Here is a 12,696-nt window from a genome sequence, read left to right as displayed (position 1 = left end):
TAAAACTTTACTTAATCATTAAGACTCCATTATCTATTATGTTTGCAAACTCTTTTGTCTCTCTTATTTTATTTATTGCTATAATCTCATGTGGGTTTTTTGCATTATCTTCTATAATTTTTTCAAACACATCCACATCATGCCACTTTTCAAATTTGTATCCGGAACTATGGTATGTTCCTGAAAGCTTAAAATCAAAATATTCATGAAAATTTTTACTTCTTGTATTTGAGGAGGTCACAAGAGCATACATATTACAATAACCTTGAATTTTTAACGTTTCTATTAAGGTATAGTAAAGAGCTTTACCTATCCCCTTCCCTTGATACTTATCATCCACATATATTGATAAATCCACTGCCCAATCATATGCAGCTCTTTCATTAAAACTTGATGCATATGCATATCCAGCTACTTTCTCATCAATCTCACATACTAAATATGCATACTTATTAGATATATTAGAAACTTTCTCAGTAAACTTCTGAATACTCGGAATATCGTAATCAAAGGTTATAGCTGTATTTTGTATAAATGGTTTATATATATTTAAAATTTCTTCACTGTCTTCCTTTTTTACTAACCTTATGTTCTTCACTAAAACTCACTCCCCTATGTTTAATATACTGCTATTATAATATATTATTTAAGTATAGGGAAACAAATTGATTTTTACATGTAATAATATTATAAACATCTCAACTATACTATTAAAGTATATGTTAAAAAGGATGTGTTAAGATGTGGAGCAAATCCCCCTTACCAAGAATTGCTTACTTTTCTATGGAATATGCCATTGATGCTTCCATAAAAACCTATGCCGGAGGTCTCGGTATTCTTGCAGGAGATTATCTAAAAGGTTCTAAAGACTATAATTATCCTATAATCGGTATTGGAATAAAGTGGAAGCAAGGCTATACTGATCAGCTTATTGATGAAAATAGTAATGTGTATGATACTTATCACAACTATAAATATGATTTTTTAAAGGATACCAAACTAAAGGTAAAAGTAAAAATATATGAAAAAGATGTCACTTGTAAAATATGGCTTTTAGATAAGTTTAAGCTAGCACCTCTATATCTCCTAGATACTGATTTACCAGAAAACGATAATAGGTGGATTACAAACCAACTTTACGGTGGTTTTGAAGATTCAAGGCTTGCTCAAGAAATTGTTTTAGGAATAGGTGGAGTAAGGGCACTAAGGGCACTTGATATTAATGTAGACGTATATCACTTTAATGAAGGTCACGCACTCTTCGCAGGTTTTGAATTAGTACGTGAAAAAATGAATACAGGTATTCCATTTGATGAGGCAGTGAAAAAATCAAAAGAAGAAATAGTTTTTACAACTCATACCCCCATCATAGAAGGAAACGAATCTCACTCAATTTCAAGAATGATAAGTATTGGGGCAAACAATGGTTTTACAATAGAACAGCTCATTTCTTTAGGTGGCTGCCCTTTTAACATGACTGTTGGAGCCCTAAGACTTTCGAGAATATCAAATGCAGTTTCCAAATTACATGGAGAAACTGCAAATAAGATGTGGAAAAACATTAAAAATAAATCAAAAATAATAAGCATAACAAATGCAATTCATATTCCAACTTGGGTAGACGAAGATATGCTTAAAGCTGCTGAAGACTCTAATTCAAACAACTTATGGACTAATCATATAAAAAACAAAAGAAAACTAATCTCCTTTGTTAAAGAAAGAAATGAGATAGAACTTAACGAAAATTCTCTTTTAATAGGATTTTCGAGGCGTGCTGCTCCTTATAAAAGAAGCAATCTAATATTTTCAGACATGAAAATCATCTCTCCTCTGCTTAAGGATGGTAAAATTCAAATAGTTTTTTCAGGTAAAGCTCATCCTCTTGATGATACTGGCAAAGACATAATAAAGAATCTAGTTAATTTTTCAAAACAATATCCTTCTTCAGTTGTTTTCCTTGAAAATTACGACATGACTATAGGAAAACTTCTCACTCAAGGATCAGATGTTTGGCTTAACAATCCTAGACGACCACTAGAGGCTAGCGGCACTTCTGGAATGAAGGCAGCTATGAATGGCGTACTAAATTTAAGTACACTAGATGGTTGGTGGCCAGAAGCATGTAGAGATGGAATAAATGGCTGGCAATTTGGGGATGGTTTGCAATCTGATGATATTTATTTTATAGATAAGCATGATGCAAATGCATTATATGAAGTGCTTATGAATAAAGTTATTCCTACCTTCTATCTTGAAAGGAAAAAATGGATTTCCATGATGAAAAATAGTATTTTATCAACTAAAGATTACTTTTCAGTAAAAAGAATGCTTGAGGAATATTATTCAAAAATATATATAAAATAAATTAGAGAAAACATTTATAAGTTTCCTCTAATTTATACTCAGAATTTCTTTCCCATAAAATTATTTTGATAATTTTATGGATTCTCTTTCTTTAAGAAAAGTATCTATTATAAAATGATTTTTTTCAATTTCTTTATTTACACTATCGATAAGCAGCTTAGCAGCATGGTAACCAAGCTTCTCTGCATTAATATCAACAGATGCAAGTGGAGGGTTTTGATATTCACCTAACGGAATATTGTTAAATCCTACAACTGATATACTTTCTTCACCTATCTCCCTTAGAAGTTTTAGAACACCAAAAGCTAATAAATCATCTGTAGTTACTACCAAAGATGGAGTTTTGACCTCTAATATCTTCTTCATAGCCGTATAACCTTCTTCTTCTGTAAAGCTCTTTTGCTCAACTATAATTTCCTCATCTACTTCTCTTCCATGGGCAAGCAATGCTCTTTTATATCCATCAAGTCTATCCCTTGACATGTTCATTTCCTTAGCGGCACCAATAAAAGCTATAGATTCAGCACCTCTTTTAATTAAACCATCAACAAGATCATACATAGCCTTAAAATTGTCATTATCAACCCACATAACTCCTTTTGATTCTTCAGGTCTTCCAATAACAACAAATGGATACTTAAGCCGCTTTAAAAAGTCTATACACTTATCATTTTTTCTTACTGTCAAAAGTATAATACCATCAACAAGCTTACTCTGAACATATTTTTTTATAAGAGAGACCTCTTCCTTTTCACTGCTTCCGAAATCATACATTATATAGTACTCGTTTTCATGTGCACATAAACTTATCCCTCTCATTGCTTTTATAAAGAACGGATTTCTAAATAGGTTCTTAGCCTCATTTGGTACTATAAGCCCAAGAATTTTTGTTGAGTTATTTGCCAAACTTCTTGCTATGGCATTGGCATGATAGTCCAATTTTTTTATAGCCTTTATCACTCTCTCCTTGGTTTCACAACTTATTTTATTACTGTCATTTAGAACCCTAGATACCGTTGAAGGCGAAACATTTGCAAGTTTTGCAACATCCCTTATAGTAGCCGCCATTATATCACATCCTTTTTGTACATTATTTTTTATCTACTAAGTTAGACAACCGCTTTTATATACTAAACAGTCTATATTATCAAGGTTTTTTTGTCAATTATGTTTTTGTTATCCAAAATATAATATATTAAATAAAAGGTGCTTTAATATTAAATTAAAACACCTTTTATATGGGAATTTATTATTTAAATAGCTTCAATATCTATTTCTCTTATAGAATTTACTACAATATCTGCTTTTGAATGTACTTGACTTCCTGAGTCAGGGTTTCGAAAGCCTATACATTTCATCCCCGCAGCCTTTGCCGCTGCTATTCCATGAGTTGAATCTTCTAAAACTACACATTCTTCTATATTTACTCCTAGCTGTCTAGCTGCCTCTATATAAATATCTGGTTCAGGTTTTCCCTTTGGAACCTCTTCACCACAAATGATTTTATCAAATCTTTCTATTATACCGAAAGTCTCAAGTACTGCCTCAATAAATTTTCTAGGTGAAGAAGAAGCTACAGCTATCAATATGTTTTTATCCTTAAGTTTGTCCACTAATTCTATTATACCTTCTATTGGTTTAATTTTGCGTTGTTTTAATAAATTTGTTTTAATTCTTATCTGTTCCTTTAATACATCATCAATATTTTCCTCAAACTTAAATTTTTCCTTTAAAACTCTTAGTATTTCTGGATTTGTCATTCCTGCAAACCCTTCCATTTCTTCTTTCTTTAAAACAATCCCTAATTTTTTAAATATCATAGTATCTACTTCATAATGAATAGGTTGACTATTAATTATTACTCCATCCATATCAAATATAAATGCTCTCATTATACTAATTCCTCTCTATAATTATTATTTAACTTTACTTATGTAAACAATGCATAAATTCAACAACTCTACTTCCCTCAACCTTATAAGCTTGACCCTTTGAGCAGAATATAGATGTTGAAGTATACTCTATGTCTTTATTTTTATTATAATTTATATTATGAATGACCTCTTCTCTGTTATGACATACATCATATCCATCAAAATTAAGACTAATTCTCCCTCTTCCCTTCGTAAAAGAAGACAAAGAAGCTGGATAATCCATAAACTCCACAACAGGTCCTCTCCCCTCTATAACACATTTATTCTCTCTAATATATGGAGGATTAAATTCACCGCTCATCTTATTAATGTCTGCCATAACTCTTCCCATTGAATCACTATTCACTTCAATTTTAAAACTATAAAATGGTTCTAAAAGCACATTTTCAGTACTTTCAAGGCCTTGTCTTAAAGCCCTTAAGGTTGCCTCCCTAAAATCTCCGCCGCTAGTATGTTTAACATGATGTCTTCCATCTATTAATACTACTTTTATATCTGTAACAACAGACCCTGTTAGAATGCCATGATGTTCCCTCTCAAATATATGTGTTTTTATGAGATTTTGCTCACCAAGTGTAAGACTTTCAGTTTTGCATTCACTAATAAAAGTTATACCGCTATTTAAAGGTGCTGGCTCTAATTTAAGATATACCTCGGCATAATGCCTTAAAGGTTCAAAATGGCCATAACCATTAGTCTTTTTAGCTATGGTCTCTTTGTACAAAACCTCACATGGACCGAAATCCACTTCTAAATTAAATCTATCCTTCATAATAGCTTTCAAGATTTCTAACTCTATTTTTCCCATAACATGTATTTCAAGGCTTCTAAGCTTTTCATTCCATAATATATTTAAAGAGGGTTCCTCCTCTTCTATAATTTTAAAATATTCTAAAACTTGATTCGCATTAATACCTTCATCAAATACAACCTTTGATTTTAAAGTTGGAATCATATTATATTTGATCTTATCTGAAAAAGAGCCAACAAAGTCACCTGACCTAACATTTTTAATTCCTACTACTGCAAATAGCTCACCTGCAGCCGCCTTATGTTCTGTCTTGTACTTATTCCCATTATAAAATCTAATGTCTTCAATTTTCTCACTGGAATTTTCAACTCTAACCTCATCCTTTACCTTCACACTACCTTTAAGCGCCTTTATATACACTATCTTATTTTTGTTATCATCATATCTTATCTTATATACTAAACCCAAAAATTCTTCTGTCTCATTATATTCAGTATAGGTTATCAAATTCATTTTTTGTAAAAAATATTCTATTCCTATATCTTCTAGTGCTGAACCTGTAAAACATGGAAATATTATATTTTTCTTTATCATTTCCTTCATTGAATTAAACCATAAATTCTCTTCATAGCCAGAACTTAAATAAATCTCGCATAAATCATCGTTATTTTCTGCAATAAATTCAATTGTGTTTTCGTTCATTTCATTTCCTTCAATAAGGAAAACTTTTGACGTTAGATTTTCTACTATTTCTTTGATTACTTTCTCTTTACTTGCATTTAATCTATCCATTTTATTTATAAAAAATATGGTGGGAACATTATATTTCCTAAGAAGTCTCCATATGTTTTCAGTTTGACTTTGAACACCGTCTACTCCACTTATTATTAATACAGCATAATCCATAATCTCAATGGCTCTCTCCATTTCAGGAGAAAAATCTATGTGTCCTGGGGTATCAACTAAAAAATAAGTTGAACCTTTAAATTCAAAAATAGCCTGCTCAGAAAAAACTGTTATTCCTCTTTCCTTTTCAACCAAGCTATTATCAAGAAAAGAGTCCTTGTGATCAACTCTTCCTCTTTTTCGTATACTATTGGTATGATATAAAATTTGTTCTGCTAAGGTAGTCTTACCCGCATCAACATGCGCCAACAATCCTATTGTTCTATTCATAATACACCTCAGAAAATATTTTTTTACGTACTATATATAATCTTAATTTTATGGTAACATATAATTAACATATTTTTGTATTTATGTTAATTATTATCATACTAAAATAACAATTACCACCTTCATACAGTAAGGAGTGATAAATTTGGTTACCTTTTATGACTATAAATCAAGTAACCTAGATGCTTGCAGTGATATTGATAAATGTCTAAAAAAATTATGTACCTTAATGAACTTTCAAATTATAGGAATAATAACTTTTTCAGATCATAAAAAAATGCTTTATTCAGAAAGAATGTTCATACAATTTAAAAATAAGTATAAAAAATCGAAAAAATATATTATTAGAGAAATTTCTTCTCTTAAAGATTACGCTATAAATTTATTTTTGGACAAGAAACAAGTACTATTATATAGCAAAGACTCTTCATACGCCACACTTATCCCTGAAGCAAATTCCGAAATATATATACCTCTACTAGGAGATGATGAAACCCTAAATGGCGCAGTCTATTTATGCAGTATAACAAAAACTGATGAAAAGCTTGATCTTATGGCTCTAGAAAAATTGAGAGTAAAAAATGTTATTGATAGTATTAACAGATTGTACAAAATAATATATCTAATAAGCGAAAAGAGACGTTTTGTTTTTAGTATTATAAACACATTTTCTGAAATAACACGTGAAAAGGATTTTTTTATGCTGCTTCACCCATATCATGTTGCCAATTTTTCAAAAGAAATAGCAACACGTATGGACTTATCAGATGAACTTATAAGGATGACATACCTTTCAGGAATTCTACACGATATAGGCAAAATTTATATTTCCGAAGCAATACTAAATAAAAAAGGTCCTTTAACAGAAAAAGAATTTAATGTTATAAAAAGCCACAGTATATACAGTTCTAATCTTATTAAAAATATAACTGAATTAGATGATATAGCCAAAATAGTTAGACACCATCACGAAAGCTATGATGGTACAGGCTATCCTGATAATCTAAAAGGAGAAGATATTCCACTAATAAGCAGAATTATAAAAGTTGCAGATTCTGTAGACGCTATGCTATCTCCTAGAAGTTATAAAAAATCTAAAGACATAAATTATGTAATTTCTGAATTGAGAAAATATAAGGGTATTATTTATGATCCAAAGGTTACTGACAGTATGCTAGATATATTAACTGGTCGTCTTAAACCATCACAAAACACACATTTAAACGCTATAAACTGGAGTACACTTACTATAACTACAAATAAAGAAATTTATTCAATAGAGGGTTCCCTTATAAAATATAAAATAGGCTATTTATTTAAAACAGATAAATTTAATTTTATAAAAAATATTGATAAATCTGACATACTGGCGAGTAATATTTATATAAGCGAAAGTACAAATGAGATTATTGAGTACAAAGTAAAAATAGAATATATTAGCGAAAATGAAATACTTTTATCAGATTTTAAATATGTAGTTTACCAAGATTCCTTTAATATATTTTGGGATCTAAAGGCAGAACTTCAATTTGATACGTATAATACTCACGATGTTGAGATATGTAAAATTGGAGGAAATACTCTTATGTTTTATGTTCCTATTAATTCTATAAAACATTATGAAAAAGATAAAATTATAAATCTTAAAATATTTTTTGAAGACGATACCATCATAGATATATCCGGTAAGATACTTCAAAATTTTAATGTTGGAGATTTTAGCTACTATGATTTTGCCTATGTAAATATACTGCCTAAAAATAAAGATGAAATTTTTAGGCAACTTTTCAGGCATCAAATACAATTAAAAAATTTATATAACAAATAATAGAGGGTTGTATATTCCCTCTTTATTTATTGTCATTTTTAACATTTACGCTTTTAATTTATTTAATTAAACCAAATATTATTTTTATTTTTGTCTATTTTGGATATATTACATTTCTTAATAATATGTTAAATTATATATAACATTTTTATTAATTTGTTAAAGTAATAAATATTATATTGATATTATATCAAATATTAATGATAATCTTTAATTTTTTAGAGGAGGTATTCAAAATGGCAAACTCAAATTTAAAAAAAGATAACTTAAGTATAATTGAAACCATAGCTTTATCTGTTGCAATTATTGCTCCCACCGCTGCAATGTCCATTAACGTCTCTCTCATGTCATTATCCGCTTCTTTCTCTGAACCTCTTATATTTTTCATCTCAATGGTCATAGTAGGTCTTGTATCCTATTCAGTTATTAAATTTAATCATTATTTTTCTAGTTCTGGTTCTCTTTATACCTTTACTGAAAAAACCTTGGGTGAAAAATTTGGTTTTTTAACAGGTTGGGCTCTTCTACTTGCATATGTAATGTTAGCTGCAGGCTGCTGTGCTGAATTAGGAGCATTTTTCAGTAAATTTCTAAACTATTTTGGTATACAAATAGCTTGGCTTCCACTTTCTATGTTTTTCTCCTTAGGTATAGTAATTCTTGGTATAATTGATGCTAAAATAAGCACAAGAATTATGCTTGCTATGGAGGGCATTTCTATACTCTTAATTTTTATTTTATCCATTGTTATCTTATTTAAAGTTGGCTCTACTAAAGGCCTAAGCCCTATTCCGTTTAAAACAAACAAAAACAGTTTCTCAACTCTAGCAAGCACTTCTGTATTAGCATTTTTATCTTTCATAGGCTTTGAAAGCGCTTCTAGTCTTGGAGAAGAAACAAAAAATCCAAAAAAATTTATACCTCTTGCCATAGGAAGTGCTGTATTTGTCACTGGTATATTTTATCTACTGTCAAGCTATAGTCAAGTTATAGGCTTCGGTGTTGACGCAAAAGGACTTAAAGCTCTATCAACCTCCTCTTTGCCTTTAACTGATTTATCTACTAAATATATATCCAGAACTTTCGGAATATTTTTACTTTTTTCAGCTTCTCTTTCATGCTTTTCTTGCTCACTTGGTTCAGCATGTGCTGGTTCTAGAATACTGTTTGCAATGAGTAAAGATGGTATTATATCTAAAAAGTTATCTATAATCCACAAAAAACATTGTACACCTTACATTGGAATAATATTAATTACCATTGTAGCAATGTTTCTTCAACTTATATTATTTAAGAAGGATGGAATTGAGGCTTTTAATTATCTAGCTACTATTGGTTCCCTTGCCATAATAGTATCATATTTATTTACAAGTATTGGAGCAGTAGTATTTTTTAAAAGAACAAAAGAAATAAAAAATTTAAATATTTTTATTCCAATACTATCTATAGCTGCTCTTTTATATGTATTGTATGCCAATATTTATCCTATTCCAGAGTTTCCAACCAACACCTTTCCTTATATCGTTCTAATTTGGTTAGTCATTGGATTTATTTTAAATGAAAGGTTCAATAAAAATGCCAAAATTGCTGTTTTAGACATAGCTAAAGAAGGTTTGGATTTATAAACTTATAGGTTGTGTAATTACATTTTTGTACACACAACCTATAATTATTTCTTTAAAATTTTATACATATATAACTTAAGCTTCCGTATTCATAAATTCTACATAACACTTCAGGATTTTCTTTTAAATTTCCACTTCCAAGAGCTATAAATAATGGGACAATGTGTTCTTCCCTTGGAACAGCTATTTTCGCATTTGGTGCTAGCTTCCTATAATTAAATAATGATTCAAGATCCTTATTTTTAACTTTATTAATAATCCAATCATCAAACTCAACTGCCCAAATATCTGGAGTACTATTATTCCATTTTAATGTTTTTAGATTGTGAACAGTTGCACCACTTCCAATAACTAGTACATCTTTATCGCTTAATTCCCTAATTGCCCTTCCAATATTATATTGTTTATCAATTGGCAAATATGGATTCACAGAAATCTGCACTACTGGCACATCTGCTTTTGGAAACATTAACTTAAGTATACTCCATGTACCATGATCAAGTCCTCTTTTCTCATCAAAAACATTATCTATATTTCTTTTATTAAGAAGATTACTTATATCCTTCGCTACACCCTTGGAACCAATCGCAGGATAGTCAACAGCGTAAAGCTCATCCTTAAATCCATAAAAATCATGAATAGTTTTGTAAGCCTCATCTCTAAAGCATATAGTAGTTGTCTCTTTTTCAAAGTGTGCCGTGAATACTACAATTGCTCTTGGTTTAATTTCACTTCCAAGCTTTTGTAGACATTTAGTATACTGATTGTCCTGTAATATCAATTCTGGAGATCCATGGCATATAAACATAGGCGAAATCATACATACTCCTCCTTAATTAAAATTCATTAAACTTCACAAATTCATCTACAGGTTTTCTATATCCTCTTAATCTTCTACTTTTAGTATCTTCCTTTCCCATCGATATCAATATTGCTATTTCATATCTTTCAGGTATATTAAATAATTTACGCATTTTTTCATTATCAAAACCTATCATAGGGCATGTATCCCAACCTTTATATTTAGCAGCAAGCATAAACATCATTGCTGAAATAGAAGCATTTCTTATGGCTTCATCATGCTTAAAGCTTTCTCCCCTACCTTCATAAAGGTTTTTTATATCATTTAAAATATTCTCGTAGTCAAACTTTGAAATCATCTTTAAATCAACCATTCCAGAATACAATTTATCAGCATCCTTATAAGCCTCTTTATCTCCTAAAACAAGTATTGCAGCTGAAGCCGTATGGAGCTTGTATTGATTAAATGCTGCAGTTCTTAATTCCTCTTTTTTATTTTTATCTGTTACAACAATATAATTAGCATGCTGTATATTAAAGCAAGAGGGTGCCAACTTAAGCAAATCAAATATCTCGATAAAATCATTTTTAGGTATTTCTATTCCATCCAAAAAATTATTTGCAGAACGTCTTTCTTCAACAATTCTCTTAAAATCCATCATATTATTTACCTCCCATTTGTATCCCTTGACAAGCAATGTTTATAATTTTATATCTAATAACTTTTAAATATCAACTTACTTTATGTAACTATATTATAATAACCTACTTACTTTTGTCAAGTAAATATGATAAAATACTTTATGGAGATGATAATATGGATACATTTAAATTATGCCCTCATTTTGAAGCTGCTTTTGAATTACTTGGAAAAAGGTGGACTGGATTAATAATTCATTCTTTGTTAAAAGGTGCAAAAAGATTTTCCGATATACAAGATATAATTCCAAATCTAAGCGCACGTATGCTTACTGAAAGATTCAGAGAATTAGAAAAACAAGGCATTGTAGTTCGTAAGGTATATGCTGAAACTCCTGTACGCATAGAATATGAACTTACAGAAAAGGGCAGAGAACTAGAAAGCGTTATGCAAGAAATTCAAAAATGGGCGGAAAAATGGACGTAATCTACCTATAGGAAAGCCAATCCAACTAATTATTTATCTATTCTAAATTGTATATTGGTTTTCCTGTAGTATATTTCTACATTTCTTAAATTACACGGTTTAGAAACTTACTTACAAGTTATATAGCTGTGCTTTGGATTTATTTTTATTAATATTTATGTTTAATTCAATTTATACAAAAGCAAAAATTCTTATAAGGAGGAATTTAATTGACTAAAAAAATATCTAGTATAGAAAACAATGCTAAATTGAATTTTCTAATGCAGAACTTAATGATAATCGTAGGTAGTTTAATAGTTGCTCTAGGTTTTAATTTATTTTTAAGTCCAAGCAAAATAGCCTCTGGTGGTATGGTTGGTTTATCTCTTTTAATAGAACAATTATTCCATATAGAACCAGCTATAACTCAATGGGTAGGAAATATCCCCATTTTCTTCTTAGGATTATTTTTTCTAGGTAAAAGATTTACCTTAAAATCTGCTCTTGGAACAGTTATTCTACCTTTATTTATACTTATTACCAAAAACCTGCCACCAATAACCTCCAATGCATTACTAGCATCTATATATGGAGGTGTTCTTTCAGGAATAGGACTGGGCTTGGTATTCAAAGGAAATGGTTCTACCGGTGGTACCTCAATTATAGCCTCAATTTTTAATAAATTTACAGGAGTATCTATCGGAAACTCTCAAGCTTTTATCGATGCCGTTGTCATAATAGCATCTGGATTCATATTTAATGCAGAAAAAGCCTTATATGCAATTTTATCATTATTTATAATAGGAAAAGTCATTGACCTAGTTCAACTTGGATTTAAGAGCTCAATAGTTGCTTTTGTAATATCGGACAAGGCTGAAGATATAAGACAAGGTATTATAGAAGAACTTGATAGGGGTATAACAAAATTATCTGGCTGTGGTGGTTATACTGATGAAGAAAAAACAGTATTAATGGTAGTAATGGAACATACTGAAGTAAATAAATTCAAAAAACTTGTTTACGAAAAGGATAAAAATGCTTTCGTTATAATAAGCAACACACACGAAGTACTTGGTCAGGGTTTTAATTTAAGTAGAATTAAAAACTAGATC

At 29.9% G+C, this 12,696-nt stretch carries 11 protein-coding genes; 5 read left to right on the top strand and 6 right to left on the bottom strand.

From position 1 onward, the window contains the following. Positions 1–7: 7 nt before the first annotated feature. Positions 8–598 carry a GNAT family N-acetyltransferase gene (locus CA_RS04590; protein ID WP_010964176.1) on the bottom strand — a complete coding sequence of 197 codons (591 nt, stop codon included), beginning with the start codon at positions 596–598 and terminating at the stop codon, positions 8–10. Between the two features lie 143 nt (positions 599–741). On the opposite strand from CA_RS04590, the gene glgP reads away from it, so the two are divergent. After that, complete coding sequence (gene glgP, locus CA_RS04585; protein WP_010964175.1) at positions 742–2,364, top strand: alpha-glucan family phosphorylase; 1,623 nt, start codon at positions 742–744, stop codon at positions 2,362–2,364. 60 nt (positions 2,365–2,424) lie between these two features. On the opposite strand, the gene CA_RS04580 is transcribed toward glgP, so the two are convergent. The 3 genes from CA_RS04580 to CA_RS04570 all read right to left on the bottom strand — a co-directional run bounded on the left by CA_RS04580 (position 2,425) and on the right by CA_RS04570 (position 6,225). Then, entirely contained in the window at positions 2,425–3,432 is a 1,008-nt protein-coding gene (locus CA_RS04580) for a LacI family DNA-binding transcriptional regulator (protein ID WP_014518875.1), read from the bottom strand. Positions 3,433–3,617: 185 nt separating this feature from the next. Continuing rightward, positions 3,618–4,256 (bottom strand): HAD family hydrolase, encoded by a 639-nt coding sequence (locus tag CA_RS04575; RefSeq protein ID WP_010964173.1) that lies wholly within the window; start codon positions 4,254–4,256, stop codon positions 3,618–3,620. 34 nt (positions 4,257–4,290) lie between these two features. Next, complete coding sequence (locus tag CA_RS04570) at positions 4,291–6,225, bottom strand: elongation factor G (protein ID WP_010964172.1); 1,935 nt, start codon at positions 6,223–6,225, stop codon at positions 4,291–4,293. Positions 6,226–6,370: 145 nt separating this feature from the next. Between CA_RS04570 and CA_RS04565 the strand changes: the two genes are divergently transcribed. Both CA_RS04565 and CA_RS04560 read left to right on the top strand, forming a co-directional pair. Beyond that, positions 6,371–8,053 (top strand): HD-GYP domain-containing protein, encoded by a 1,683-nt coding sequence (locus CA_RS04565; protein WP_010964171.1) that lies wholly within the window; start codon positions 6,371–6,373, stop codon positions 8,051–8,053. A gap of 236 nt (positions 8,054–8,289) precedes the next feature. Continuing rightward, entirely contained in the window at positions 8,290–9,678 is a 1,389-nt protein-coding gene (locus CA_RS04560; protein WP_010964170.1) for an APC family permease, read from the top strand. A gap of 52 nt (positions 9,679–9,730) precedes the next feature. Here CA_RS04560 and CA_RS04555 read toward each other — a convergent pair whose 3' ends face one another. Both CA_RS04555 and CA_RS04550 read right to left on the bottom strand, forming a co-directional pair. Then, the gene (locus CA_RS04555; RefSeq protein ID WP_010964169.1) at positions 9,731–10,498 is read right to left on the bottom strand and encodes a DODA-type extradiol aromatic ring-opening family dioxygenase; all 768 of its coding nucleotides are present in this window, start codon (positions 10,496–10,498) and stop codon (positions 9,731–9,733) included. Positions 10,499–10,514: 16 nt separating this feature from the next. Next, on the bottom strand, positions 10,515–11,141 hold the full coding sequence (locus CA_RS04550; protein WP_010964168.1) for a nitroreductase family protein: 627 nt from the start codon (positions 11,139–11,141) through the stop codon (positions 10,515–10,517). A gap of 155 nt (positions 11,142–11,296) precedes the next feature. Between CA_RS04550 and CA_RS04545 the strand changes: the two genes are divergently transcribed. Continuing rightward, positions 11,297–11,605, top strand: a complete 309-nt coding sequence (locus CA_RS04545; RefSeq protein ID WP_010964167.1) for a winged helix-turn-helix transcriptional regulator — start codon at positions 11,297–11,299, stop codon at positions 11,603–11,605. Between the two features lie 209 nt (positions 11,606–11,814). Beyond that, positions 11,815–12,693, top strand: coding sequence for a YitT family protein (locus CA_RS04540; RefSeq protein ID WP_010964166.1), 879 nt, complete (start codon positions 11,815–11,817; stop codon positions 12,691–12,693). Positions 12,694–12,696: the final 3 nt, after the last annotated feature.

This window comes from Clostridium acetobutylicum ATCC 824 (assembly GCF_000008765.1).
Lineage (GTDB): Bacteria > Bacillota > Clostridia > Clostridiales > Clostridiaceae > Clostridium_S > Clostridium_S acetobutylicum.
Note: the sequence above shows the minus strand (reverse complement) of the source record. Positions and strands in the feature narration are given on the sequence as shown.

Coding starts and splice junctions, on each gene's coding strand:
- glgP (WP_010964175.1), top strand. CDS start 742: ATGTGGAGCAAATCCCCCTTACCAAGAATTGCTTACTTTTCTATGGAA.
- CA_RS04580 (WP_014518875.1), bottom strand. CDS start 3,432: ATGGCGGCTACTATAAGGGATGTTGCAAAACTTGCAAATGTTTCGCCT.
- CA_RS04575 (WP_010964173.1), bottom strand. CDS start 4,256: ATGAGAGCATTTATATTTGATATGGATGGAGTAATAATTAATAGTCAA.
- CA_RS04570 (WP_010964172.1), bottom strand. CDS start 6,225: ATGAATAGAACAATAGGATTGTTGGCGCATGTTGATGCGGGTAAGACT.
- CA_RS04560 (WP_010964170.1), top strand. CDS start 8,290: ATGGCAAACTCAAATTTAAAAAAAGATAACTTAAGTATAATTGAAACC.
- CA_RS04555 (WP_010964169.1), bottom strand. CDS start 10,498: ATGATTTCGCCTATGTTTATATGCCATGGATCTCCAGAATTGATATTA.
- CA_RS04550 (WP_010964168.1), bottom strand. CDS start 11,141: ATGATGGATTTTAAGAGAATTGTTGAAGAAAGACGTTCTGCAAATAAT.
- CA_RS04545 (WP_010964167.1), top strand. CDS start 11,297: ATGGATACATTTAAATTATGCCCTCATTTTGAAGCTGCTTTTGAATTA.